Here is a 25,568-nt window from a genome sequence, read left to right on the forward strand (position 1 = left end):
GGTCCCATGAGTAGTTATTGTTTCTTTTAAGCGTCCCTGGTCGGAGAATGATCATGATCCGTCGTTTGCTTGCTATCGCGTTTACGCTTGCCCTTGCCGCGTGCGAGACCAATACCGTCAACCGGGACTATGATCCCTCCCGTGACTATGCGGCCTACCGAAACTGGACCTGGGCCCAGCCTGCCGTCTCGTACAAGCCTGAAGATCCGCGGCTGAAAAGTGACTTGACCGAGCAGCGCATCAAGGATGCCGTAAGCGGCCAGCTTGATCAGCGCGGCTTACGCCCTGCCGCAGCGAACGGACAGGCAGACCTGAGGGTTCGGGCCTATCTGTTCACGGATGAGCGCCAAGGGCAAACCATGCGCACCGATCCTTACTGGGGTGGTCCCTGGGGATACTGGGGCCCTTGGGGTGGCGGTTATACCCAGACCCAGACCTTTACCTATCAGGTAACTACGCTGCAGATCGACCTGCTCGATGGCCGGGACGGAAAACTGGTATGGCGTGGCAGCACCGAGGTGTCATCTGACCAGACAGCTGATACCCCTGCGCAGCGTACTGCAACCATCCAGACAGCCGTTGGCAAGATCCTGTCGCAGTACCCACCTCACTGATGAATACCAAACTGACACATCGCGCGGCCACCCTTGATGATTTGCAGGCCGTGTGTCACTTTCCGCAAAGTCGTGAAGAGCTGTTTTACAGCTATCCCACAGCTCAGTGGCCACTAACAAGAGACCAACTGGCAGAGGTATACGCCAACCGCCAGGGCAGCACGGTTGTATTGCTGAACAATCGTCTGGCTGCATTTGCAAACTTCTTTCGCTGCCAACCAGGCGAACGGTGCGACTTGGGCAATTTAATGGTGGCACCCTGGGCACGACGCATGGGCGTAGCGCAACACCTGATCGGAGTGATGGAGCAGCAAGCCTGCCAGCAGCATGGCGTGCGTTTTCTGCATGCTGCCTGTTTCAGCAGCAATACGCCGGGCCTGTTGCTCTATACACATTTGGGCTATTTGCCGGTATCCATTGATGAGCGACGCGATTCCTCCGGACATCGAACAGCCCTGATACACCTGCGAAAACGTCTCTGAATGCGTTACCCGCTACATGCGGGCCAGCATGGCAAAGTCGCCGCCTACCTGCATAGGCGCTGCGCAACCGTAGGGCTCATATCCATACATACAGTCTGTCGAAGCGGCTGTAGAGGCTTCAATCGATGGAGTCGAAGCTGGGTCAAGGCCAAACCCACCCAGCAACACCGCTAACAAGGTCAGAAAAAGAAAGGCCGCGCCGGCTCTCGTCTTCATACGTCACCTCCACTGCATAGGCTGACAGCCTGGCGCCAGCAGAACAGGAGGCGTCACGCGCTGCCTTGTCCTATCCAGTATAGATAAGATTCAGAAAAGCAAAGTCAGGCCAGGATATTCGGTCTAAAAGAAATGGCGGAAGGCAGTGAGAGTCGAACTCACCCGGGAACGGCTGCCGTCCCCAACCGGGTTTGAAGCCCGGCCGCGCCACCGGGCACGATTGCCTTCCATCAATCAACTCGCCTGTTCGACCTGAGCAGCCAGTGCGCTGTCTGGGCGGATCTTGCGTTCATCACCCATACGGCGAGTCAAACCGATCCGATCGAAGAATTCGAGTATCTGGATTGTGCGCTTACGTCCGATCCCCAGACCATCCCTAAACGCGGCTGCACGAATGATCCCCTCTTCGCGCTCAAGACGCAACGTCAATTGTACCAAATGGTTTATCGTATTTTCAGGATAGAAGAGATCCTTGACGATCTGCTGCAGCTGCCCCAGGCGTGCCAGCTTGCGTAGCAGATGACGAACCCCTGCTTCGTCCTCACCAATTTCCCGGGCCAGATCACGTACCCAGGGGGGATCAAAGCGGCCTGCTTCGAGAAGAGGCCAGAGCTTTTCTTTCAGCGCCTCTTCGGCCTCGGTCAGACGAACACGATGGCCCGGCAGGTGCAGCCACGGCCCGCTCGCCTCGATCTGGCTGGACGCCATCAGGCTTTCCAACAACGCAATGAACACAGGCCGCTCCAGTTGCGGCAAGGCAAAACGACGTAATCGATCACGATCAGGCCCTAGCTCATCGGGCTGTTCGACATGAAAGGCTCCGAGCCGCTCCAACAGCGTAGACTGCAAGTGCTGCCAGCGGGTCGCATCGAACAGACGGATACCCTGTCGGGTAGCAACTTCCATGACATGTTCAGGCAGTTGCCAGCGCGCCCTCGGTCGATTGAATTGGCGCTCCAGTACGGCAGGCGCTACGCCATTGTCCGCCTGTTTGAGCAACTCCGGCAGTGCGTCCTCAAAGGAGCCCTGACGCAATGTCTCAAGCTGTGCCAGACGTGTGGGAGTACGCCGATTGCGGGCAGGCCCGAAAGGATCCAGCACACGTCCACCGCCAATGGTTCGCTGCGCGGATTGATCCCGCAGCACCAGATGGTCACCATGAGCAGCCTGTAGCGGCGAGTTGAGCACCAGCTGCGCCAGTGTGCGCCCACCAGGCGTCAATACACCCTCATCCTCCAACAGCGCCACCCGACCGGTCAGATTCTGGGCGCCCAGATGCACATGGACAGGGGTCCAGTGGGCCAGCGCCTTACCTTCGCTGCCAAGCAGGTGCAAATCAATATCGACACGGGTAGACGGCGCGTGGAGGGCTTCATCGAGCAGCCAATCGCCTCGCCGGATCTGTTCGACATTGAGCCGTTCACCCGCCAGGTTTACTGCCACACGCTGCCCTGCGTGGGCAATCTGGGCCTCTCGATTTTGCGCATGCAGGCCGCGCACACGCACGCGACGCCCCAGCGCGCCCAATAACAACTCATCTCCGACGGCAACACGACCGTCGAAAGCCGTTCCCGTGACCACCACCCCGGCACCCGAGACGCTGAAGACACGGTCGACTGCAAGCCTGAAATACCCTTGGTCGCTGCGGGCCAGTGCCTGTTCAGCCTGATCCAGAAGCGCTGCACGCAGTGCCTCGATACCCACTCCCGTCTGGCTGGAGACCGGAAATACCGGAGCCCCGGCAAGCGGGCCGTCTGCCAACAGTGCATCAATTTCTTCCCGTACCGCGTCGACACGCGCAGCCTCGACCCGATCCGTCTTGGTCATGGCGACCAAGGCGCGGCGTATGCCCAGCAATTCAACAATGGCCAGATGTTCGCGTGTTTGTGGCATCACACCGTCATCGGCAGCCACGACCAGTAACACCAGATCAATTCCGCTGGCCCCGGCCAGCATGTTATGAACAAACCGCTCGTGGCCGGGAACATCGATAAACCCGGTCAGCTCTCCATTTCCCAGATCCGAGTAAACGTACCCCAGGTCAATGGTGATGCCTCGCTCCTTTTCCTCACGGCGACGATCGCCCTCCACCCCCGTCAGGGCTCGGATGAGGGACGTCTTGCCGTGGTCGATATGGCCCGCTGTTCCAACGATCATGCGTCCCACTCCCCAACCGATAGCGCTCCCAGCTGCGCCATAAAGCCAGCCTCGTCATCGAGCTGACGCAGATCAAGCCAAAGCGCATCGTCATCGATACGTCCGATCACGGGGATAGGCAGCTGTCGCAAGGCCTCTTCAAGCAGACGCAGCGCACGGCCTCGCAGGCGCTTGGAGCTATTCGGCCGCATGCACAACGCTGCGCTGGGCAGACGAGCCACCGGCTGGGTACCACTGCCAATCATGCCGAGCGTGAGCTCACTCGTTACCTGCCAACGCTCGCCCAGTGCCTGAGATAAAGGACGCATTACCCGCTGAACCTGACTATTAATGTCCCCCTGGCCACGGGAGAGTAATCTGAGGCTGGTCAGCTTTTCACCCAAACGATCCGGGTCTCGATAAAGCGCCAACACCGCCTCAAGTGCAGCCAAGGTGATCTTGTCGACTCGCAAAGCACGTTTGAGGGGGTTTTTCTTGATGCGGGCGATCAGGTCCTTATGCCCGACGATAATTCCACACTGCGGACCACCGAGCAGCTTATCGCCGCTAAAGGTCACGATATCAGCGCCGTCGCGTAGCGCTTCCTGGACGGTTGGCTCCTTGGGCAATCCCCAACGGGTGAGGTCTACCAGAGAGCCGCTCCCCAAATCCTCCAGCAAGGGGACTTCATGGGCGCGAGCAATAGAGGACAGTTCGGGAGTTGCCACACTGCTGGTAAACCCCTGCACAGTGTAGTTACTCGTGTGAACACGCATGAGCAGCCCGGTACGCTCGGTAATGGCGCTCTCGTAATCCTTAGCGTGGGTACGGTTGGTCGTACCGACCTCGACCAGCCTTACATTGGCGCGCGCCATGATATCCGGAATACGAAAAGCGCCACCGATCTCGATCAGCTCGCCACGCGAAATGATGCCTTCCTTGCGAGCGCCAAGACTGTTAAGGGCAAGCAATACGGCGGCGGCATTGTTGTTGACCACCGTCACCGCTTCGGCGCCGGTCAGCTCACGGATCAATCCCGCAATCAGGTCGTCGCGGTCACCGCGCTTGCCGGTATTGAGGTCAAACTCAAGATTGAGCGGGTAGCGAGCAGCTAGGGTCATCGCATCGATGGCCTCTTCAGGCAGCAGCGCACGCCCTAGATTGGTATGGAGAACAGTTCCAGTCAGGTTGAATACGCGTCGGACCTGACGCTGGTTTCGGACAGCCAATCGCTCCCCGGCCCGGCCTGTCAGAACGGCCTCATCGACATCCGCCTCGCTGATCTGTCCCTGTCGAAAAGGCTCACGCAGCTCATCGAGCAGCTCGCGAAAGGTCTTGAGCAATGCTTCACGACCATAGCGGTCCAGGAGCGATGTCGCAGCGGGATGACGTAACAGACGATCAACAGAAGGCAAACGGACGGCTGTCATGCAGGCCTCATAACAAGAACATGAGCCTGGAGTTTACAACCGGATGCAGCATCGCGCATGCGCACGTAGTAAGACCAACACTTCAGCCCTGTAAAAGAAAGGCTGGCAGAGCCCGCCGCTATGAGCGAAGCGGACTCTGTTTATCAGGAATCAGCCGCCGGGAGCCAGCAGCAGATTAGGGGCCTGACGGTGATAACCTTCCTCATCGAGCCGCATGTCTAGCGCCAAGCTGGCCAAATCGGCTGACACGGCCTCCGCCTCGGTATCATGCTCCAGATACAGCAGCTTGAGGTAGGTTTCGCAGCTGGGACAAGCTTCCGCTCGCAGCGGTGCCTTTTCGGCCAGAACCGCATCGTTTTCCAGCGAAAAGTAACCCAACTCCTTGCTGTTTTCGCACTGGGTGCACTTTACCCGTACGTAGTGCCACTCACAGGAGCACAGCGAGCAGCTCAGGTAGCGAAGACCATTGAGCTTGCCGCGGTGGCGAATCACACCGGCTACCGGAAGCGAGCCACAGGCTGGGCAATGGGTCTGGCTTTTGGATTCACGAAACTTGTCCGTCTCGATCTGAAACAGCCAATTTGTCCAGGCAACCTGTAGCGCTGCGCCCAGGAAAGGCACCAGTGCTGCTGGAACCTGGTCGTACTGCCCGCTGACCAAGGCAATTGCCCACACCTTGCGCTGTCCGGCGTCCGCTGTACGAATCTGCTCAAGCGCTTCCTGCACGGCAGTATTGCCTTCAGGTACCTGATACACCTTCAGTACGGCGTCCAGTACACCCAGCCATGCCTCCTCGCGAACCAGCGTATCGCAGCTCAGCGGGGGCAGGCCGTGATGCTGGCTCTGCTCAATCCGCTTAGCCTCCAGCGGAAGGTTTTCCAGGTTGTCGAAAACCTGCTGCTGAGCACGGCAGATACCACTGATAAGCAGCAGATAATCACGGAGCGGGTTACCGTCCGCCAACTTTTCCAAACGCTCGGCACGGTAGCTGAACGCATTTTTCGGCGGCAGGTTGATGAAGGGAGGCGTTACGGCTGAGGCTTCGATCTGCCCCGGTTCGAGAATCTGACCTGACACGCAGGAAACCTCTTCGGTAATGGGAGCCGCCACAGACCTCCTGGTCCGTGGCGGCGACAACCATGCCAGGCATGGCTACACGTTTGACGCCTGTTCATGGCCTGCCGAAACAGGCCATGAAGGGGCTTTTACTTCTTGTCTCGCGTGATGTCCTTGTACCAGAGCGAGTGATGCTTCTTGGCCCACAGGAGGCTGACCTTACCGTGCAGCATGGCACCAATCGAACCCTTGATCCAGATACCGGCATAGATATGCACGATGATCGACAGAATCAACAGGAACGCTGCAGCCGCATGGACCAGTGCCGCCAGACGGATGCCACCAATCGGGAAGAAATGGCTGAAGTACTCACGCCAGATCACGATCCCGCTGAGCATCAGTACCAACATGGAAGCCAGCAGCACCCAGAACAACACTTTCTGCCCCGGATTGTACTTGCCGATTTCGGGCAACTTGTCTTCCCGGTTGTTCAGCACGTCACCGATCTGCTTGACCCACTGCATATCCCGCTTTTCCAGGATATTGTGATGCCAGAAGCGGATCACGAGTCCCATGAAGAACAGGAACATCGCCACACCCATGAAGGGGTGAAGAATCCGTGTCCACGGTCCGCCGCCGAACAGGTTGGTCAGCCAGAACAGCGCTGGATGGAACAGCGCCAGCCCCGACAGGCCTGCCATGAAGAACAGTATAGCCACCGCCCAGTGATTGGTGCGCTCACTGGCACCGTAACGAACGATCTCTTTTTTCATTTGAAGGCTCCTGGAGCGTCTCCCCCGCCTGCGAGGGAGACGTTATCTCAGCGTTTGGTCGGATCGAACGTCTTCACCGACGTGTCCTGGGACTTTTTCTCCACCTGCTCGGCGGCAGCATCGTGATGAGCCTCATCCTCTTCGTCCGCACGGTTCGGTCCGATACGTACGTAGTGGAAGAAGCCCGCCAGCACCGCAGCGCCCATGGCAAGCAGCGACAACGGCTTGGTGATGCCTTTCCACAGGCTTACCATCGGGCTGATGGCCGGATCGTTCGGCAGGTTGTTGTACAACGCAGGCTGATCGGCGTGGTGCAACACGTACATGACGTGCGTACCGCCTACACCCGCCGGGTCGTACAGACCGGCGTTCTCGTAACCACGGCTCTTCAGATCGACAATGCGCTCTTCGGCATGGTGCTTCATGTCTTCCTTGGTGCCGAACGTAATGGCACCCGTCGGACAGGTCTTCACGCACGCAGGCTCAAGCCCTACGGACACACGGTCGGAACACAGGGTGCACTTGTACGCCTTGTGATCCTTCTGCGAGATCCGCGGAATGTTGAACGGACAACCCGTAATGCAATAGCCACAGCCAATGCAATGGTCCTGATTGAAGTCAACGATACCGTTGGCGTGCTTGATGATCGCACCCGGGCTCGGACATGCCGTGAGGCAGCCCGGCTCGGCGCAATGCATGCAGCCATCCTTGCGGATCAGCCATTCCAGATCGCCGGCCTGGTTCTCATGCTCGGTAAAGCGCATGAGCGTCCAGGTATCGGAGGTCAGGTCGGCCGGGTTGTCGTACGTACCATGGTTGTGCCCCACCTCATCACGCAGCTCGTTCCACTCTGAACACGCCACCTGGCAGGCCTTGCAGCCAATGCACTTGGAGACGTCGATCAGCTTGGCGACCTCCTCCACCTGACGGATGGAGGAAGGCGTGGTCGTCGTCGCGGATTGGGCAACGATTTCTTGAAGTGCCATTTATGCCTTCTCCACGTTGACGAGGAACGATTTCGATTCGGGCGTTTGCGAGTTGCCATCGCCGACGAATGGAACCAGTGTGTTGGTCAGGTAACCGTGACGCGTCAGACCCGAGAAGCCCCAGTGCAACGGAATACCAATCTGGTGCACGGTCTGGCCGTTCACTTCCAATGGCTTGATCCGCTTGGTTACCACCGCGACGGCCACGATGTAACCGCGTTTGGAGCTCACCCGAACCTTGTCGCCCGCCGCAATGCCCTTCTCCTTCGCCAGCGCTTCGCCGATTTCGACGAACTGCTCGGGCTGGACGATCGCATTCAAACGGCAATGCTTGGTCCAGAAGTGGAAGTGCTCGGTCAGACGGTACGTGGTCGCCGCATACGGGAACTTGTCGGCCTTGCCGAACGACTCCCATACGGAGGGCAGAACACGAGCGGCGGGGTTGCTGATCACCTTGTCGTTCTTCGGATGCATCGGGTTAACCCCGATCGGCGTCTCGAAGGGCTCGTAGTGCTCAGGGAACGGACCTTCGGCCATCTTGTCGACGGCGAAGAAACGCGCCACACCTTCCGGGTTCATGATGAACGGATTCATACCGGCTTCCGGTGCGCTGTCCGGCTTGAAGTCCGGAACGTCAGCGCCGCCCCAGTTCTTGCCGTTCCACCAGACCAGTTTCTTGTCCGGTCCCCATGGCTTACCGCTTGGGTCAGCCGAGGCACGGTTGTACAGAATCCGGCGGTTCATCGGCCACGCCCATGCCCAGCCCAGACTCTGACCGACACCATAGGGATCGCTATTGTCACGGCGCGCCATCTGGTTGCCTTGCTCGGTCCAGCTGCCACAGAAGATCCAGCAGCCCGATGCAGTCGTACCGTCGTCCTTGAGCTGAGCGAAGCCCGACAGCTGTTGGCCAGCCTTGGCCACTACCGCGCCAGTGGCATCGGTAACGTCTTTGACGGCATAACCGTTGAATTCCTTGGCCAACTCCTCGGGAGACGGCTCGTGCGGAATCTTGTACGGCCAGTACAGGTTCAGGATCGGATCCGGATAGGCACCGCCCTCTGTGCGATACATCTCGCGCAGCTTCAGGAACATTTCCGACATGATGGTCACGTCAGTACGCGCCTCACCGGGTGCTTCAGCGCCCTTCCAGTGCCACTGCAGCCAACGGCTACTGTTGACCAGAGAGCCATCTTCTTCAGCGAAGCAGGTCGTGGGCAAACGGAACACCGCGGTCTTGATGCTGGCGGTATCAACGTTGTTGTACTCGCCGGCATTACGCCAGAACTCGGAGGTTTCGGTTGCCAGCGGGTCCATGATGACCAGCCACTTCAACTTGGCAAGCGCAGCTACTACGCGATTCTTGTCCGGCAACGATGCGATCGGGTTGAAGCCTTGGCAGAAATAGCCACGGACTTCGCCACGAGACATCATGTCGAACATCTTCATCACGTCATAACCGGCACCCGGTACGTCCAGCTTGGGCAGATAGTCGTAGCACCAGTTGTTTTCAGCTGTCGCTGCATCGCCATACCAGGCCTTCATCAGGCTGACATGGAATTTGCCGTAATTCTGCCAATAGGACATTTGCCCAGGACGAAGCGGTTTGAGCGCACGCTTGGTGATGTAAGCGTTAAAGTCCTGCTCACCATCATTGCCCAGCGTCATGTAGCCCGGCAGAAGGTTCGACAGCAGGCCCAGGTCGGTCAGACCCTGGATGTTGGAGTGACCGCGCAGTGCGTTCACACCGCCACCCGGCAGACCCACGTTACCCAGCAGTAGCTGAACCATTGCCGCTGTACGGATGATCTGGGCGCCCACAGAGTGCTGCGTCCAACCCAGGGCGTACAGAATGGTCATGGTCTTGCCAGGCTGCGAGGTCTCGGCGATTTCCGCCCAGATCTTCATCATGCGATCCTGCGGCATACCGCAGATATTGCTGGCAACTTCCGGTGTGTAACGGCTGTAGTGCTTCTTCATCAGCTGGAAGACGCAACGCGGGTGTTCCAGGGTCGGATCGACCTTGGCAAAACCATCCGCGCCCTTCTCATAGCTCCAGGTGGACTTGTCGCTATAGGTGCGCTTCTCGGCGTTGTAACCGCTGAACAGACCGTCCTCGAACGTGAAACCTTCGTTCACGATGAAGGAGACGTCAGTGTAGTTACGAACGTATTCGTGCTGAATCTTATCGTTTGTGATCAGGTAATTGATCAGGCCGCCCAGGAACGCAATGTCCGAGCCGGTACGAATCGGCGCGTAATAATCCGATACGGAAGCCGTACGGGTATAACGCGGATCGACCACGATCAGGCGTGCCTTGTTATGGGCCTTCGCTTCAGTCACCCACTTGAAGCCGCACGGATGCGCTTCAGCGGCGTTTCCGCCCATCACCAGAATCAGGTTGGCATTACGAATATCCGTCCAGGTATTCGTCATGGCGCCACGGCCATATGTCGGGGCAAGACTTGCCACCGTCGGGCCGTGTCAAACGCGAGCTTGGTTATCGAAACCGACTAGACCAAGGTTACGAACGACTTTCTGAGTCAGATAACCGGCTTCGTTGGAAGCAGCGGACGCAGCCAGGAAGCCAACGGACGTCCAACGGTTAACCGTCTGGCCCTGAGCATTCTTGGTGATAAAATTGGCGTCACGCTCTTCCTTGACCAGTTTGACGATGCGATCCATCGCCTCTTCCCAGGAGATGCGCTTCCACTCGTTGGAGCCTGCTTCGCGGACCTCGGGATACTTCAGTCGATTCGGGCTGTGGATGAAGTCCAACAGACCGGCACCTTTCGGGCACAGCGTACCGCGGTTCACCGGATGATCCGCATCGCCTTCGATGTGAATGATGTTTTGCGCAACGTTCTTGGCCTTATCGCCATGGCTGTACATAACCAAGCCACAACCCACAGAGCAATAAGGGCAGGTGTTACGCGTTTCGATGGTGCGCGCCAGTTTGAAATGGCGCACCTGTTCGGCAAAAGCTGGCGTCGGTGCCATGCCTAGTGCCGCCAGGCTAGATCCTGCAAGGCCGATACCCGCGACCTTGAAGAATTGCCGACGGTTCATATCCACGTCTTGACTCCTCATCAGAAGTGAAGTGCGATTCTTCGCCGCACCCCTGAGCAAAATATAACCAATCGAAGCGGTGGCAACTAGCCAGTTATCCGATTATTTTGCTCTTTTGGGAACTTTCGCAGAGCACTTCTGTCAGAGGCGCGCTCCGAAACTTCTGATTTTGTTATCGGCCTAATACAGCAAGTCTTTAATGCTGTCTGCACCTTTTTACATTTTGTGTTAAGGTCGCTCCCTCGTTTATTTCGAAGGCTGAAGACAGGTCTAATGACACTGCTTAACCCTCTTTGCTGGCTGCCTACGCCGCCATAGCGCTTTCCCCTCCTCGCCTGTACCGCTGACGCAGGAAGCACCCGTCAGTGCGGTATTTGCTGCGCGCCTTTCAGGCCCAGCACTTGTCTTTTTTCAACGTGTCATAACCCATGGGCTTCGCATGCCGTCTGCTCGGCGTGCGGGTTTTGGCTTTTGCTTTGGTACCTGCAATGCTGCATACCCTCAAGAATCACTGGTTCTACAATCTGCGCGGCGACATTCTTGCCGGCCTGGTCGTTGCTCTTGCGCTCATCCCAGAGGCCATCGCCTTTTCCATCATTGCTGGCGTCGATCCGAAAGTCGGCCTGTATGCGTCCTTCTGTATCGCGGTGACCATCGCCTTCGCAGGGGGTCGTCCCGGCATGATCTCGGCAGCGACAGGCGCGACTGCCCTGCTCATGACCACCCTCGTGCGCGATCATGGCCTCCAATACCTGCTTGCCGCTACGCTGCTGACTGGCGTTATCCAGATCATCATCGGCTTTCTGAGGCTGGACTCGCTGATGCGCTTTGTCTCGCGCTCCGTAGTGACCGGCTTCGTTAATGCACTGGCTATCCTGATTTTCATGGCGCAACTGCCTGAACTGACCCATGTCACCTGGCATGTCTATGCCCTGACGGCGGCTGGCTTGGGCATCATTTATCTGTTTCCCTACGTACCCACACTAGGCAAGTTCATTCCCTCGCCACTGGTCTGCATCCTGCTGCTGACGGCCCTCTCGATGTATCTGGGTCTTGATGTACGCACCGTAGGTGACATGGGTGAACTGCCTGACAGCCTGCCGGTATTTCTCCTGCCTGACGTGCCGCTCAACCTGGATACCCTGCTGATCATCCTCCCCTACTCGGTTGCCATTGCCGTGGTAGGCCTGCTGGAGTCCATGATGACTGCCACTATCGTGGATGACCTGACCGATACGTCCAGCGATAAGAACCGTGAATGCAAGGGCCAAGGGCTGGCCAATATTGTTTCGGGCCTTCTGGGCGGAATGGCAGGCTGCGCGATGATCGGCCAGTCAGTTATTAACGTGAAGTCTGGCGGCCGCTCCCGTCTATCCACTCTCGTAGCCGGAGTATTCCTGCTGATTCTGGTGGTTTTCATTGGGGATTGGGTCTCGCGCATTCCCATGGCTGCACTGGTTGCCGTCATGATCATGGTCTCTATCGGCACCTTTAGCTGGGACTCCATCCGTAACCTGAAAAAATACCCCCTATCCACCAATATAGTGATGCTAGTCACCGTGGCTGTGGTGGTTTTCACGCATAACCTCGCCTTTGGTGTGCTCACCGGTGTACTGCTGGCTTCGCTGTTTTTTGCCAACAAGGTGGCGTTCTACCTGACGGTAGAGAGTCGACTGGAAAATGGGCAAAAACGGATCTACGACGTAAAAGGGCAGGTTTTCTTCGCATCGACTACTCGTTTCAACGCAGCATTCGACCTGAAGGAAGCGGTTTCCCATGTAGTGATCGACCTGACCCATGCCCACTTCTGGGACATCACAGCGGTTTCGGCACTGGACAACGTCGTTCTCAAGTTCCGTCGGGAAGGTGCGCACGTGGAGGTCATTGGCCTGAACCAGGCCAGCGCTACGCTGGTCGACCGCTTTGGCATCCATGACAAACCGGACGCGGCCAACAAAGTGATAGGCCACTAGATATCGCGTTTTGAATGCTACTGATCGAGGAACAGTAATGAACAGGATCATTGCCTGTATCGATGGCTCCCCTGCAACACGAGGTGTTTGCGATTATGCTGCCTGGGCCAGCCTGAAGCTGGGCACCCCCATACATCTGCTGCATGTGCTTGACCGCAAACATTATCCTGCCGATTCTGACCTGAGTGGCACTATCGGGCTGGGCAGCCGGGAGCACCTGTTGGACGAGTTGGCCAGACTGGATGAGAAACGCAGGGGGCTAGGTCTCAAGCAAGGGCAGCTTCTACTGGAAGCGGCTCAGGAGCATGTTACCAAGCTGGGCGCTCAGGAAACCGATACGCTGCAGCGGCACGGAGACTTTCTCGATACGCTGCGGGATATGCAGGCGCAAAGCGCTCTTTTCGTCATGGGTCGACTGGGCGAGGAAACCCCACCGGCGCGGCTGATCGGTAGCCATTTAGAAAGCGCAATCCGCACCCTGACCCGTCCGATTCTTGTGACACCGGTAGCGTTTGAGATCCCTCAGCGCGTTATGCTGGGCTTCGATAACAGTAACAGTGCGCGAAAGGCACTCGAGCTTATGGCCGAAAGCCCGCTATTTCGGGGTTTGGAGTGCCATATCGTGACCGTCGGAAAGGATAACGCCGAAAATCGTCAGCCTCTTGAAGATGCAGCCACTATCCTGCGCTCTGTGGGTCTGAGCGCTGTGACCGCCATCGTCGAAGGCGATGTAGAGCTTGCGCTTGAGAAGTACCGCAAACAGCAGGAAATTGGCCTGACGGTCATGGGCGCCTACGGACATTCCCGATTACGACACTTCTTCATGGGTAGCAATACCGGCAATATGCTGCGTACGGCCGGCGGCGCCTTACTGGTGGTGCGCTAACGGCAGCCCTTCGGCATGAACAAAGCATAACTTGTTGCCCTCAGGGTCGCGGCAGTACGCGCCATAGTAATCTGGCGCGTACTGTGGCCTTAGCCCCGGAGCGCCTTCATCGGAGCCGCCATGCAACAGCGCCTGACGCCATGCGGCATCCACTTTGGTCTGTGAGGGAGCCGCAAAACTTACCTGCGTTCCGTTACCCACCGAAGCGGGTTTTCCATCAAAGGGAAACTGGATAAAGAACTGCGGCCATCGCTGCCCGGGATACTGCCAGCACCCTCGGGACCACCGTCTTGCTCGTTGGGCATACGAATCATGCCAAGCTCGCTCAAAACAGCGTTGTAAAAGGCCGTCATGCGTGACAGATCGTGAATGCCAAGCTGGATGTGACTGAACATGGGCGCCTCCGTAATCAGGACTTCTTTCAGCCTAGCAGCAGGTTGACCTCAGCGGTTTACCACCTTGGCCGGCAGCGCCAGTACAAGCAGGCAGCTGAGCAGCAGCGAACCAGCAAAGCACCAGAGCGCTACGGCGCTGCTATGCGTCAGATCCAGCACAAACCCCATCAGCGAGTTGCTGACCAGACCCGCAATGTTGGCTAGCGAACAGGCCAGGGCAAAGCCGGTCGCAGCCGCCGTCCCCTTGAGAAAGGTGGCCGGCAGGCTGAAAAAGACCGGGACGGCGCCAATGATCGCAGCCGAGGCGATTCCGAACAGCAGCACCAGCATCATGACGTCCTGGGAGAAGAAGGTGCTCATGGACAGCGCCGCAGCCCCTACGATGAACGGCACGATGATATGCCAGCGGCGCTCCCGAAAACGGTCCGAGCTTGCGCCAATGGCCAGCATGCCGATCAGCCCCATGAGGCTAGGAATGGCGGTAAGCCATCCGATATGCACGGTATCGGTTACCCCAGCGCCCTTGATGAAGGTTGGCAGCCAGAACCCCATGGCATAGGCACAAAGCAGAATTGAAAAATCGATTCCGCCCAGCATCCAGACCTTGATGTCCCAGAATCCGTCGCGAAAACGATAGGGCGTGTCGGGTCGATCGGATTCATCTTCCTCAAGCTTCTGCAACAGCACCTGTTTCTGCTCTGCGCTCAGCCAGGCGGCTTCGCTGATGGTGTTGGGCAGCACCCAGAAAGTCAAAATACCCAGAACCACTGTAGGCACGGCCTCCAGCAGAAAGAGCCATTGCCAGCCCTGCAAGCCGTTGACCTGATGGAAATGGCTCATGATCCAACCCGAAATCGGCCCGCCAATCAGGCTCGACAGCGGCAGACCAATCATGAACAGTGCAATGACGCGGCTTCGTCGATAAGTAGGGAACCACTGGGTCAGGTAAAACAGAACACCAGGCAAAAAGCCCGCTTCGGCCGCCCCTAGAAGAAAACGTAAGAGGTAGAACTGCCACGCCTCGGTCACAAACATCGTGGCGCCCGACAATAACCCCCAGGTGATCATGATTCGGGCAATCCAGATACGGGCGCCGACACGCTCCAACACTAGGTTACTGGGCACCTCGAACAGGATATAGCCGACGAAGAAGAGCCCTGCTCCCAACCCGTAAGCCGTCTCGGAAAGATGCAGCTGATCAAGCATTTGCAACTTTGCAAATCCGATGTTGATACGGTCCAGGTAGGCAGCCAGGTAACAGAAACAGAGAAACGGAATGAGTCGCCAGATAACAAGACGGTAAGTCCCCGCCTCGTCAGCAGCGCAATGTTGGGTAGAACCGTGGCGTACGTCCGACATACACATCCCTTCTAAGCGAATGCCAGGGTCCGAACCATGGCAGACAGAGTGGAAAGCTGCTTTTCAAGGGACATCACCGCTGCTATGCATGTGCTCTCCCGAGTGGCCGGAGAGCTTATCGGTTTACAAATAAAGCGCAACTGGCCATCTCCTCCCTGCAAATGGAAATGGCCAGCGGCTATCCGTCAATAAACGTCCCGCTTGTAGCGCTCTTCCTCCTGCAGCCGCTCCAGGCCCGATTCGCCCAGGATCTCAACCAGGGCGGCATGTACACCTCGCGCCATACCCTGCAAGCTGCCACAGACGTAAATGACCGCACCTTGCTCGACCCAGGCTCGGACGTCTTCTGGAGATTCCAGCAAGCGATCCTGAACATATACCTTGTCTTCCTGATCACGGGAAAAAGCCAGATCAAGCCGGGCAAGCTGCCGATGCGCCAGCCAGTGCTCCAATTCGTCCTGGTAGAAGAAATCATGCTCACGATTCCGCTCACCGAAGAGCAGCCAGTTCCGGCTGTGGCCTGCGTCGATGCGTGCCTTGAGCAGTGCCCGTAAGCCGGCTATCCCCGTGCCGTTGCCAATAAAGAGCGCAGGCCGATCATCATGGGGCATATGGAACGCGAGGTTAGGTCTTAGGCGTGCCATCAGGTGCCCACCCTCTGGAGCATAGGTGGTCAGCCAGCCAGACGCGATACCCAACTGCCCACTTCGTTTGCGCTCCTGGCGAATGATCAGTGACATAGTCCCCTCAACGGGAAGGGATGCAATTGAATACTGTCTGACCGCCAAAGGCAGCAGCGCCTCAACCAATCCCTGTGCATGCATGCCTACCATCTGGTGCACGTCCTCAGGCAGAAAACGTGTTGTCAATGCCTGATCCAACGGCAACTCGATCCCGTCCAGCCATACAAGGGAATCTGGAGAAAGTCCCAATGGACTTAGCCATTCCTGTACGAATGACACAGGATAACGCGGCAGTATTTCGATAAGGTCGCCGGCTGCCCACGAGCAATTTACAGGCATTTGGAGATCGACTCTGAAGACTGGCCATCCCTGACCTCTAGGATTCAGGCACTGACGGGCCAACAGGTGATAATCCTGAAACGGTGCAGTAGCTGGTTGGATATGCGCCACGGCACCCAACTCGCTTAGGCGAGACTGCCATAGGCCCAAGGCGACCTCATCGTCCCGATTTACCTCAACCGTATCGAACAGGCTATGAGCGCCCTGCCCGCTCAGCCAACGCTGCAGACGTCGTCCAAACGCACAGAAATCCGGATATTGCCGATCCCCTAGCGCCAGCACACCGTAGGACAGTTGCTTGAGGGACACCGCCTGCCGTAATACGGCGCGCTCGAATTTGCGGGCGTTATCTGGCGCCTCGCCATCGCCAAAGGTACTGACGATAAACAACGCCTTGCGAGCCGCCGTCAAAGCATCGGAATTGAGCTGAGCCAACGGCTTTACCGTTGCCGGCTGGCCTACAGCCTGTAACTGGCCGGCGGTTTGCCAGGCCAGTTGCTCCGCCAAACCGCTCTGACTGGCAAAGCCGATCAACCAGGGCTCACCTCCTGCTACCCCAAGTGTCACTTCGCGACGGGCCTGGCGAACCCCCTTTTTCTTGCGGCGGCGATCCAGATAGAGCAACCAGCCCGTAATAAAGAACAGAGGCATGGCGAGGCTGGCCAGAAACATCAGCAGTCGCCCCGGCAACCCGAAATATTCGCCTGTGTGCAGTGCATAGATGCTGCCCAGCAACTGTCCGCCAATGCTCTTGTCAGCATAACGCTCATGACTGCGAACCGCGCCGGTTTGCGGGTCCAGGTCCAGCTTGTTGAGCGCTCGTAGATGATCGGCATTCTGAAGGCGATAAAACACCGTTGCCGGCTGACCGGCTGCTGAAGGCAGGCGTAAGGTATAACCTTCCAGCGTCGGTCCGGCCGCTTGCTGCACGCTTGCCCAGAGGGCTTCATGGTTGATGACGGGCGGTGCCCCATTTGGCTGAGGACGCTCCGGCCTGCCACCCTTGCGCTCGCCTCGCTGCTCGGCAGGCGCATCATCCAACAACCGGATCAGGCCGTTGCGGTACCACTCGTAGGACCAGAAGAGCCCCGTGAGTGCCGCCAGCAGATAGAGCATAAGGCACCAGGTGCCTGCGACAGCATGCAGGTCCCAATTGAAGCTGCGCCCTTTACGGGCCCAATCCAGGGTCAACCAGGCGCGCCAGCTGGCAACCTGTTTAGGCCAGCGAAGATAGAGACCGGACAGACAGAAAAACACGAGCATCAGGGTACAGGCGCCCACTATCGCCTTGCCAGTTTCACCCACAGCAAGAAAGCGATGCAGACGCAGCATAAGCCCGAAGAAGTCGGCGCCAACCGGTTCACTCAATACCTCACCGGTATAGGCATCGACAAAGCGCATAGGCCCGCGCCGCTCTCCCGGCGGGGGCTCGAGAAACACGCGAACATTACTATTGAGCACAAGATCAGCCCATAGCCCGGTTACCTTTTTACCCTCGTACGCCTCGACGCGCTTGATAAGCTCATAAGGTGCCAGCGCATTTCCAGCCATTCGCTCCTCTACCGCTGCAGAACGATTGATCAGGTTCGATATCTCCGGCTCGAACGAATACGCAGCGCCGGTCACGCCTATGATGACCAGCACCAGTCCTGCCGTGATGCCCATAAACCAATGCAGCTGGAAGAGAAGCTTTTTCATTTAAATCACTCGATCCACGAGCCATTCAAAACCAGAGCGCGTGTGCCATATGCGCCTGACAAGTAAGAGATATCCATACAAAAAGCCCGGCTCACAGGAGCCGGGCCATGCACTTTTCCATCAGAAATGGAAGTTGGCACTCAGGAGCGCTGTACGTCCGGGCGCTACGTGCGCCATATGGGTTGAGTACACTTGGTCGAAATAACGTTTGTCCGTCAGGTTCTGCACATTCAACTGCAGATCCAGATTCTTCGTCACGCGGTAAGCCGCCATCGCGTCATAGCGCGTGTAGGAGGGAATGTAGGTCGAGTTGGCCGTATTGCCGAACTGACGATCCACATATGTGGCACCGCCACCCACCGTGAAGTCTTGAGTAACATCATAGGTGGTCCACAGGGTAAAGTTGTTTTCCGGCGTCTGAGGCATCTTGTTGCCCTCATCAGAAGCGGTGGTCGACTTACGAATCTCGCTATCCAAGTAGGTGTAACCGCCGAACACTTTCCAGTGAGGCGTCAGCTTGCCACTGAAGCCCAACTCAACACCCTGAACACGCTGCTCGCCATCCAGTACTTGCGATATGTTGGCGTCTGCGCTGGCAACGCGAGCATTGGTCTTGTCTGTACGGAACAAGGCCGCATTAAGCGAAAGCGCTTCGTTGAAGAAGTCCCACTTCGTCCCTACTTCATAATTGCGATTACGCTCTGGATCCAACCCGTTATTGGCAGCCGCCAGATCGGACAAACCTTCTCCTCCCGTCTCGCCCGATGGGTTACTCGATGTCGACCACGCTATATAGATACTGCCGTTGGATGCGGGCTTATAAACGACACCAACCTGATAGTTCCAGAAGTGCGAATTGTTTTCATTGGAGAAATTGGTGTTAGCTGCACCACGAACACCATTATTGCCGAAGCCGCTGCTCTTGACCTGGTAATCGTCGTAGCGCAGACCAAGGTTTACAGACCACTGATCGTTAAGCTTCAGTGTATCGAATACATAGGCGGCGCTGGTCTTGGTGTCGGTATCCGTATAAGACGCACCCTCGGTAATCGTGCCTGCCCATCCATCCTTGTAGGTGGGGCTATACAGGCTGGTGCAATCACCACTGGCCAGCAAGGACGCATTGCATGTTGTACCAGACGCCGTCGATGTAAAGGTATAGGGGCGACTATGCACATCTTCGTAACTAAATTCCAAGCCCGTTACCAGAGTATGTTCAATCGTCCCCGTATTAAACAGCGCCTTCAAGTCGGTCTGGTTGACCCAGCCTTCTGATGTTGAATTGCGGCTCTTAGGTGAGCGATAGACGTAACCGTTTGCAACGTTGCCTTTGCTGTCGTCCGGGTTAGTAGCCACGTAGTCCAGTGTGGTCCGCACCATGCGAAAACTGTTAGACAGCGTGAGGCTGTCATTCAAATCGTGCTCGATTCGAAGCGTACCGCTGTCGGTCGTGCTTTCACGGTAATCACGGCTAGACCCGTACCAGTTGTCCTTATCTACATGAGCCGGCCCGCTCGGGTTGGCCTTGCTGCGGTTCACATTGGTCAGCGGAATACCATAGTCGGGCGTGTCATCTGTTTCCAAGTGGTAGTAGGAAAACGTGGCACGTGTGGGTGTACCCAGACCGAAACTAATCGAAGGTGCTACACCCCAGCGGCTGACATCTGGACCATCACGACCGGCCACATTGGCATCGTGCTTCATCAGATTCAGGCGGAAGGCAGCCGAGTCGGTCAATACATGGTTGACATCCAGGGTTGTACGGCGAGTCTGATCAGAGCCATAGGTAAAGCCGCCATTGACGAAATCATGCATCTTGGGCGTTTTGGAAATCAGGTTGAGGCTACCCCCAGTCGAACCTGCGCCTGTATAAGCCGAGCCTGGCCCCTTGCTGACTTCAACGCTTTCGAGATTGAATACTTCACGTGTCTGCGAAGCGATATCTCTCAAACCGTCAACAAAAGTGTCACTTTCAGCACTGAAACCGCGAATGAAGGGACGATCGCCTTGAGGGTTTCCCCCCTCCCCTGCTCCAAACGTGATACCTGGAACAGTCCTTAGCGCGTCAGTTAATGAAAGCGCACCGGTGTCTTGGATTACCTGAGCCGGTATTACCGTCACTGACTTGGGTGTGTCACGCAGCGGAGCCGTGTACTTGGACGATGCTGACTCCTGAACGTTATAACTGCCCTCTTCATCCCCCAGGACGGTGGTGCTGTTCAGATCCAGTACGCTCGAGCCTTGGTTAGCACTTTGCTTAGTAGGCGCTTGTTGAGCAAGCGTAGTACCGGAAAAAGCCGTTATGGCTACCCCTACCGCTGAAACTAACAGCCTAGGCGTAACACCCAACTCGGTTTGACGTGTCATTTCTAATTATTCCCCACGAACGAAGCCGCGGAAAATATACGCAAATACGAATTAGTATCAATAGTAATTTAAAGTATTCTGAATTATCAAAGACAGCTTGCAGTTCTACGCTGTACTTTTTGCAAAAATCCTGAGAATGACTATCATTAATAGCTTTTTTTATGCTCGTCGGAGCGCGTCATGCTGCTAGCCATACCCCAGGTCTTTACTGCTGAAGAAACGGCTCGTATCCGAGAGGCGCTTGAACAGACCCAGTGGAGTGATGGAAAAATCACTGCCGGACATCAATCCTCCAAGGCCAAGCATAATCTTCAACTTCCCGAAGACCATCCGTTAACGCGTGAAATCGGCGAAGCGATTGTCCATCGACTCTGGCAGCATCCCCTGTTCATGTCTGCGGCACTGCCCCACAAGATCTTCCCGCCCTTGATCAACTGCTACACCGCCGGCGGCTCATTCGACTTCCATATAGACAACGCCGTACGCAACGTGAAAAACAGCGTCGAGCGTGTCAGAACCGATATCTCGACCACAGTGTTTTTCAGTGGTCCCGACAGCTATGACGGTGGAGAACTGGTGATTCAGGACACCTATGGCACACAGCGCGTAAAGCTAAAGGCAGGCGACGCCGTGCTCTATCCGGCTACCAGCCTGCACAAGGTAGAGCCGGTGACTCGAGGCACTCGATATGCCTCGTTTTTCTGGACTCAAAGTCTTGTTCGCGAAGATAGCCAGCGGGCCCTGCTGTTCGAAATGGACACAGCCATTCAAAACCTGACCCGCGACGTCCCTGATCATCCCTCACTGGTTCAGTTGACCGGGACCTATCACAACCTGCTACGCCGCTGGGTAGACGTATAACCATGGTCTACGTCTTGAGGCGACAGGAAGTTCTCGAAAACCAGGCGCTGGAACAGGCACTGGCATCGGATAATCCCAGGGAGGCGGCCCGTGTCATCCTGACGGCTGCCAAGGCCGGCTCGCCAGATGCCCAGGCCATGCTAGGCCAGATCCTGCTGGAGGGCCGCGGCATTGCACAGGACGCTAGCCTCGCATTGACCTGGTTTACTATCGCTGCCGATCAAGGCCACACGATGGCGCTCAACATGGTAGGACGTTGCCGCGAACATGGCTGGGGCTGCGAGCAAGATGCCCACGCAGCAGCCGAGGCCTATCGTCAGGCCGCTGAACAGGGCCTAGACTGGGGCATGTACAACTATGCCAATCTGCTGGCGACAGGACGCGGTGTCTCCCGTAACGAGCACAGCGCCTTTTTATTCTACCGACGCGCAGCTGAGCTGGGCCATGCCAAGTCCATGAATCTTGTTGGACGCTTCTACGAAGAGGGTCTTGTCGTTACACGGGATACAAAGGTTGCACATGACTGGTACAAGCGATCGGCAGAGGCAGGCGATTTTCGCGGTCAATATAGCTATGCGGCGGTACTGGCAACAACGGGTCGCCTTGAGGAAGCCCAGCACTGGTTGAAGGAAGCCTTGAAGACCGGCAACCTCAATTTTTTCAGGGCCAGCCGGCAAGGACTGTTGGACTCCGACCATGAAGCGCTGCGCCTGATCGGGCTGAGCTATTTCGAGCGCGCCGCCGAATTGGGCGACGAGACGGACCAAGCGGCTCTTACCAGAGCCCAGAGCAAGCGCTACGATTCGCCCCTTGCCGTCTGAATGATAAAAAACCCGCCGAAGCGGGTTTTTAATGGGCGCTATTTAGAGGTAATAGGCCTTGAGTGGAGGGAAGCCATTGAACTCCACCGCACTGTAGCTGGTGGTGTACGCCCCGGTAGACAACCAATACAGACGGTCACCGCTGGCAAGGTTCAGGGGCAAACCATACTTGTAGTGTTCATACATGATGTCGGCACTGTCACAGGTAGGGCCGGCAATCACGACCTCTTCCATCTCACCCTTCTTCTCGACCCAGATCGGAAACTTGATGGACTCGTCCATGGTTTCGATCAGACCGGAAAATTTGCCTACGTCGGTGTATACCCAGCGCTCGACGGCGGTGCGCGATTTGCGCGACACCAGTACCACTTCGCTCACCAGAATACCGGCGTTGGCAATCAACGAACGACCGGGCTCCAGAATGATTTCCGGAAGTTCATCGCCAAAGTCTTCCTTCAGGAAGCGGATGATCTCTTCAGCATAGGTTTCGAGGTTGTTGGTCTTGGCAATATAGTTTGCCGGGAAACCGCCACCCATGTTGATCATCTTCAGGACGATACCGTCTTCTTCACGCAGGCGCTCGAATATTACCTTGACCTTGGCAATAGCCGCATCCCAGACGTCGATATCACGCTGCTGCGAGCCAACATGGAAGGAGACGCCGTAAGGCACAAGGCCTAGCTGGCGGGCCAGGATCAGGAGGTCCAGCGCCAGATCGGTCTGGCAGCCAAACTTACGTGAAAGCGGCCAGTCAGCGGTATTAGAGCCTTCGGTCAGAATCCGCACATAGATCTTCGAGCCCGGCGCAGCTTTGGCAATATTACGCAGGTCAGCCTCGGAGTCGGTGGCGAACATCCGCACACCCTTCTCGTAGAAATAGCGAATGTCCTTGGCTTTCTTGATCGTATTGCCGTAGCTGATGCGATCAGGACTGACGCCCGTGCTCAATACCTTGTCCAGTTCATAGATGGACGCGATGTCGAAATTCGAGCCCTTGTCGCGCAGGAGCTCAGTAATCTCGATGGCTGGGTTTGCCTTAACGGCGTAATAAATTTTGGCAAACGGGAAATTGTTCACCAGATCATCGTAGGCTCTGGAAATGGTGGCTTTATCGATTACGACAAAAGGCGTTTCATGCTGGTCAGCGAAGGACTTCATTCGCTGGAAGGTCTCGCGCGAGTAGTAATCTTCGACCTGGATGGACATGCGTCGGACTCCCAATGGCAGAACAAATGGATTCGTAGGGGTATTGCTGAACGCCTAATCCGTTTCCCCACTTTGGTTCGCCTACTTCCCAAGGCACGTCGCCGAAAGCAAAAAGGTCAACATGTCCAGAGCGTTGACCTTGCTGTCTCGTCGTCAGTACTTGAGCCGGATGGATCGTTTCCAGCATGGACGTTCGGGCGCGAACTTTAGGACTACACGCCCGCAAGATCAATCAAAAATCCCATACGACTGTCTGATTGACCTCGATCCGGTACGAACCCTCCTCGTAAAACCGACCGGCCAGGCGAACCGATGTTCCAAAATCCGTCAGGATTCCTCTGCAATTGAGAGAACCCGTTCAAGCCAGATAGGCATTTTCAACAAAGATTGATTTTTGCGAGGGAGTGCTAACCAGATTTGGATACTGCCGCTCACCAAAAAGATGAAAGAAATATGGCAAGGCGTAAACTTTATTAAGACGCACAGGTCTTCGTGTGTCGCCATGCAGTGCCTTACATCACGGAAGGATATGGCCAAACTCCAACAATATGTTTTGCTTCATTTCATAGGGAAATCAAAATGTTTGGCATCGAAGTCGACGGCTCGGTAGAGCCTCCATCATTCATCAACTCGTTGCAGGTTGCCTTGAAGGAAACCTGGGCGGTGCTCTACGCCCATGGCGGAGTTATTGCCGAGTTCGATAACGAGCAGGATGCACGTGAGGAGGCTGAGCGCTGGACAGGAGTCTGCTTCCGTCTGGATGCCTGCTAAGCGCCAGGCTTGAAAGCCTGTGTCCTGAGTCCGGCTCAGGCTTTCAGCTTAATGGCTTTTTAACGCTTATCGAGTTTACTTCCCGCTCCTATCGCTGTACGTATTTTCAATAAAGCCATAGGCAATCACATTTTTACGTCAAACCCCGCCGGCCCCCCTTGTCAATCGACCTGCTCAAAGAGCACGTTTGACGGGTTTTGCTATCAGGCTATCCATGTTAACCCTGCAGGTACAGTTCTGGCCTGCCCATTACGCTTATGGCACTTATTTCGATGAATAGAACCGGGCGAATCAAACGCAACCTCAAGCGATATGCCTTTCTAGCATTCGCTCCCCTGCTCATGAGCCATACCGCCTCGGCGGCCGATTACCCAGCCGAGATGATCGGCCTGAATTTCTCGGGTGCCGGCTTTGCGGCGCAGGTGCTTCCGGGTGTGAACGGTACCAACTACTTCTTTCCTGACGACTCCTACTTCAGGCGCTGGGGCTATCGCGGGATTCGCGTCGTACGTTTCCCGATCACCTGGGAGCGCCTGCAACCCAAGCTCAACGGTGAGCTGGACACTCAGTACGCTGACCTGATCAGCCAGACGCTAGACTCGGCCAAGCGCTACAAGATGCAAGTCATTCTGGACCTGCACAACTACGGGCGTTACCGCGACCAGATTATTGGTTCGGAGAGCGTACCCTACGAGGCTTACCAGGACGTCATGGAGCGGATCGCCAAAACCTGGAGCAAGCACCCTGCCCTGCTGGGCTACGACATCATGAACGAGCCGCATGATGTGGAAGACCACTGGGACACCGCGGCCCAGTACGGCATCGATGGCATCCGCTCCGTCGATAAGAGCCGTCCGATCGTGATCGAGGGCAACTTCTGGTCAAGCAGCGCGCGCTGGCCTGATGTAAACAAAGGCCTGCTGAACCTCAAGGATCCGGCGGACAATCTGATTTTCTCGGCTCATGTGTATTTCGACGCTGATGCCGGTGGTCGCTACGAATCCAAAGACACCAGTCAGCTTGATCCCATGATTGGCGTCAAACGTGTTCAACCTTTTATTGACTGGCTCAAGGCCAATAACAAGAAAGGCCACATTGGTGAGTTTGGTGCACCAGGGGATGATCCCCGCTGGATGAAGGTCATGGATAACATGCTCTCGCATCTTCAGAAGGAATGTATCCCAGCTACATACTGGGCAGCAGGTCCGGGCTGGGGCGACTATTCCCTCTCCATCGAACCCCGGGATAACAAGGAGCGTCCGCAGTGGGCAATTCTCAAGAAGTATGTGAAACACTCGGGCTGCTCGGAAATAGGGCCTAAATAAACCGCTGGCAGGGTGGCCCAGTGCATCAGAGCCACTCTGCTGAACAAGACTCGTCTGAAAAGCCAAAAGGCCTGAACCTACAGGCCTTTTGGCTTGCTATAATCGCCGGTTTAAGTATCCAC

Annotated in this window: 19 protein-coding genes, 1 tRNA gene and 1 pseudogene; 8 read left to right on the plus strand and 13 right to left on the minus strand. The window is 56.5% G+C overall.

All coding sequences use genetic code 11. The features are described from left to right. Nucleotides 1-53: 53 nt before the first annotated feature. Together EAW52_RS17175 and EAW52_RS17180 are read left to right on the plus strand one after the other, a co-directional pair. Nucleotides 54-614 (plus strand): DUF4136 domain-containing protein, encoded by a 561-nt coding sequence (locus EAW52_RS17175; protein WP_122043343.1) that lies wholly within the window; start codon nucleotides 54-56, stop codon nucleotides 612-614. Continuing rightward, the gene (locus tag EAW52_RS17180; RefSeq protein ID WP_122043344.1) at nucleotides 614-1,096 is read left to right on the plus strand and encodes a GNAT family N-acetyltransferase; all 483 of its coding nucleotides are present in this window, start codon (nucleotides 614-616) and stop codon (nucleotides 1,094-1,096) included. The genes EAW52_RS17175 and EAW52_RS17180 overlap by 1 nt, the downstream gene beginning before the upstream one ends. Before the next feature lie 12 nt (nucleotides 1,097-1,108). Here the strand turns inward: EAW52_RS17180 and EAW52_RS17185 are convergent, their stop codons facing one another. The 8 genes from EAW52_RS17185 to fdnG form a co-directional block, all read right to left on the minus strand. Then, nucleotides 1,109-1,312: a hypothetical protein gene (locus tag EAW52_RS17185; RefSeq protein WP_074822724.1), complete on the minus strand. Its 204-nt coding sequence runs from the start codon at nucleotides 1,310-1,312 to the stop codon at nucleotides 1,109-1,111. 133 nt (nucleotides 1,313-1,445) lie between these two features. After that, a tRNA-Sec gene (locus EAW52_RS17190) sits at nucleotides 1,446-1,541 on the minus strand. Between the two features lie 5 nt (nucleotides 1,542-1,546). Beyond that, nucleotides 1,547-3,469 (minus strand): selenocysteine-specific translation elongation factor, encoded by a 1,923-nt coding sequence (gene selB, locus EAW52_RS17195; protein ID WP_122043345.1) that lies wholly within the window; start codon nucleotides 3,467-3,469, stop codon nucleotides 1,547-1,549. Continuing rightward, nucleotides 3,466-4,878 (minus strand): L-seryl-tRNA(Sec) selenium transferase, encoded by a 1,413-nt coding sequence (gene selA / locus EAW52_RS17200; RefSeq protein ID WP_122043346.1) that lies wholly within the window; start codon nucleotides 4,876-4,878, stop codon nucleotides 3,466-3,468. Before selA ends, selB begins: the two co-directional genes overlap by 4 nt. Nucleotides 4,879-5,028: 150 nt before the next feature. Then, nucleotides 5,029-5,955 (minus strand): formate dehydrogenase accessory protein FdhE, encoded by a 927-nt coding sequence (fdhE, locus tag EAW52_RS17205; protein ID WP_162997774.1) that lies wholly within the window; start codon nucleotides 5,953-5,955, stop codon nucleotides 5,029-5,031. 128 nt (nucleotides 5,956-6,083) lie between these two features. Next, entirely contained in the window at nucleotides 6,084-6,707 is a 624-nt protein-coding gene (locus tag EAW52_RS17210; RefSeq protein ID WP_122043348.1) for a formate dehydrogenase subunit gamma, read from the minus strand. Between the two features lie 47 nt (nucleotides 6,708-6,754). Next, nucleotides 6,755-7,693 (minus strand): formate dehydrogenase subunit beta, encoded by a 939-nt coding sequence (gene fdxH, locus EAW52_RS17215; RefSeq protein ID WP_019366878.1) that lies wholly within the window; start codon nucleotides 7,691-7,693, stop codon nucleotides 6,755-6,757. Next, entirely contained in the window at nucleotides 7,694-10,768 is a 3,075-nt protein-coding gene (gene fdnG / locus EAW52_RS17220; protein WP_148100025.1) for a formate dehydrogenase-N subunit alpha, read from the minus strand. A 482-nt stretch (nucleotides 10,769-11,250) separates the two neighbouring features. On the opposite strand from fdnG, the gene EAW52_RS17230 reads away from it, so the two are divergent. Together EAW52_RS17230 and EAW52_RS17235 are read left to right on the plus strand one after the other, a co-directional pair. Beyond that, the gene (locus EAW52_RS17230) at nucleotides 11,251-12,735 is read left to right on the plus strand and encodes a SulP family inorganic anion transporter (protein WP_122044841.1); all 1,485 of its coding nucleotides are present in this window, start codon (nucleotides 11,251-11,253) and stop codon (nucleotides 12,733-12,735) included. 37 nt (nucleotides 12,736-12,772) lie between these two features. Then, complete coding sequence (locus tag EAW52_RS17235; RefSeq protein WP_074822734.1) at nucleotides 12,773-13,621, plus strand: universal stress protein; 849 nt, start codon at nucleotides 12,773-12,775, stop codon at nucleotides 13,619-13,621. Here EAW52_RS17235 and EAW52_RS17240 read toward each other — a convergent pair. The 4 genes and pseudogenes from EAW52_RS17240 to EAW52_RS17255 form a co-directional block, all read right to left on the minus strand. Further along, nucleotides 13,604-14,016, minus strand: a pseudogene (locus EAW52_RS17240) (VOC family protein). The gene EAW52_RS17235 and the pseudogene EAW52_RS17240 sit on opposite strands and share 18 nt — an antisense overlap. Before the next feature lie 48 nt (nucleotides 14,017-14,064). After that, nucleotides 14,065-15,375 carry an MFS transporter gene (locus EAW52_RS17245; RefSeq protein ID WP_122043349.1) on the minus strand — a complete coding sequence of 437 codons (1,311 nt, stop codon included), beginning with the start codon at nucleotides 15,373-15,375 and terminating at the stop codon, nucleotides 14,065-14,067. A gap of 185 nt (nucleotides 15,376-15,560) precedes the next feature. After that, nucleotides 15,561-18,095, minus strand: coding sequence for a sulfite reductase flavoprotein subunit alpha (locus EAW52_RS17250; RefSeq protein WP_122043350.1), 2,535 nt, complete (start codon nucleotides 18,093-18,095; stop codon nucleotides 15,561-15,563). Nucleotides 18,096-18,215: 120 nt separating this feature from the next. After that, a complete protein-coding gene (locus tag EAW52_RS17255) occupies nucleotides 18,216-20,462 on the minus strand; it encodes a TonB-dependent siderophore receptor (RefSeq protein WP_122043351.1) in 2,247 nt (748 codons plus the stop codon). A gap of 180 nt (nucleotides 20,463-20,642) precedes the next feature. Between EAW52_RS17255 and EAW52_RS17260 the strand changes: the two genes are divergently transcribed. Both EAW52_RS17260 and EAW52_RS17265 read left to right on the plus strand, forming a co-directional pair. Next, nucleotides 20,643-21,323 carry a Fe2+-dependent dioxygenase gene (locus tag EAW52_RS17260; protein WP_122043352.1) on the plus strand — a complete coding sequence of 227 codons (681 nt, stop codon included), beginning with the start codon at nucleotides 20,643-20,645 and terminating at the stop codon, nucleotides 21,321-21,323. 2 nt (nucleotides 21,324-21,325) lie between these two features. Then, complete coding sequence (locus EAW52_RS17265; RefSeq protein ID WP_122043353.1) at nucleotides 21,326-22,144, plus strand: tetratricopeptide repeat protein; 819 nt, start codon at nucleotides 21,326-21,328, stop codon at nucleotides 22,142-22,144. 42 nt (nucleotides 22,145-22,186) lie between these two features. Here the strand turns inward: EAW52_RS17265 and EAW52_RS17270 are convergent, their stop codons facing one another. After that, nucleotides 22,187-23,350, minus strand: a complete 1,164-nt coding sequence (locus tag EAW52_RS17270) for a type III PLP-dependent enzyme (RefSeq protein ID WP_010797224.1) — start codon at nucleotides 23,348-23,350, stop codon at nucleotides 22,187-22,189. A 579-nt stretch (nucleotides 23,351-23,929) separates the two neighbouring features. Between EAW52_RS17270 and EAW52_RS17275 the strand changes: the two genes are divergently transcribed. Both EAW52_RS17275 and EAW52_RS17280 read left to right on the plus strand, forming a co-directional pair. Continuing rightward, on the plus strand, nucleotides 23,930-24,121 hold the full coding sequence (locus EAW52_RS17275) for a hypothetical protein (RefSeq protein ID WP_019366888.1): 192 nt from the start codon (nucleotides 23,930-23,932) through the stop codon (nucleotides 24,119-24,121). 272 nt (nucleotides 24,122-24,393) lie between these two features. After that, on the plus strand, nucleotides 24,394-25,446 hold the full coding sequence (locus EAW52_RS17280) for a glycoside hydrolase family 5 protein (protein WP_010797222.1): 1,053 nt from the start codon (nucleotides 24,394-24,396) through the stop codon (nucleotides 25,444-25,446). Nucleotides 25,447-25,568 lie beyond the last annotated feature (122 nt).

The sequence above is a fragment of the Pseudomonas sp. LTJR-52 genome, from assembly GCF_003691465.1.
Lineage (GTDB): Bacteria > Pseudomonadota > Gammaproteobacteria > Pseudomonadales > Pseudomonadaceae > Chryseomonas > Chryseomonas luteola.

Excerpts from the sequence above, each read along its gene's own strand:
- EAW52_RS17230 (WP_122044841.1), top strand. The coding sequence starts at position 11,251 with ATGCTGCATACCCTCAAGAATCACTGGTTCTACAATCTGCGCGGCGAC.
- EAW52_RS17210 (WP_122043348.1), bottom strand. The coding sequence starts at position 6,707 with ATGAAAAAAGAGATCGTTCGTTACGGTGCCAGTGAGCGCACCAATCAC.
- EAW52_RS17280 (WP_010797222.1), top strand. The coding sequence starts at position 24,394 with ATGAATAGAACCGGGCGAATCAAACGCAACCTCAAGCGATATGCCTTT.
- EAW52_RS17260 (WP_122043352.1), top strand. The coding sequence starts at position 20,643 with ATGCTGCTAGCCATACCCCAGGTCTTTACTGCTGAAGAAACGGCTCGT.
- EAW52_RS17180 (WP_122043344.1), top strand. The coding sequence starts at position 614 with ATGAATACCAAACTGACACATCGCGCGGCCACCCTTGATGATTTGCAG.
- EAW52_RS17245 (WP_122043349.1), bottom strand. The coding sequence starts at position 15,375 with ATGTCGGACGTACGCCACGGTTCTACCCAACATTGCGCTGCTGACGAG.
- EAW52_RS17175 (WP_122043343.1), top strand. The coding sequence starts at position 54 with ATGATCCGTCGTTTGCTTGCTATCGCGTTTACGCTTGCCCTTGCCGCG.
- fdxH (WP_019366878.1), bottom strand. The coding sequence starts at position 7,693 with ATGGCACTTCAAGAAATCGTTGCCCAATCCGCGACGACGACCACGCCT.
- EAW52_RS17185 (WP_074822724.1), bottom strand. The coding sequence starts at position 1,312 with ATGAAGACGAGAGCCGGCGCGGCCTTTCTTTTTCTGACCTTGTTAGCG.
- EAW52_RS17250 (WP_122043350.1), bottom strand. The coding sequence starts at position 18,095 with ATGAAAAAGCTTCTCTTCCAGCTGCATTGGTTTATGGGCATCACGGCA.
- EAW52_RS17275 (WP_019366888.1), top strand. The coding sequence starts at position 23,930 with ATGTTTGGCATCGAAGTCGACGGCTCGGTAGAGCCTCCATCATTCATC.
- EAW52_RS17235 (WP_074822734.1), top strand. The coding sequence starts at position 12,773 with ATGAACAGGATCATTGCCTGTATCGATGGCTCCCCTGCAACACGAGGT.
- selB (WP_122043345.1), bottom strand. The coding sequence starts at position 3,469 with ATGATCGTTGGAACAGCGGGCCATATCGACCACGGCAAGACGTCCCTC.
- EAW52_RS17270 (WP_010797224.1), bottom strand. The coding sequence starts at position 23,350 with ATGTCCATCCAGGTCGAAGATTACTACTCGCGCGAGACCTTCCAGCGA.
- EAW52_RS17265 (WP_122043353.1), top strand. The coding sequence starts at position 21,326 with ATGGTCTACGTCTTGAGGCGACAGGAAGTTCTCGAAAACCAGGCGCTG.
- EAW52_RS17255 (WP_122043351.1), bottom strand. The coding sequence starts at position 20,462 with ATGACACGTCAAACCGAGTTGGGTGTTACGCCTAGGCTGTTAGTTTCA.
- selA (WP_122043346.1), bottom strand. The coding sequence starts at position 4,878 with ATGACAGCCGTCCGTTTGCCTTCTGTTGATCGTCTGTTACGTCATCCC.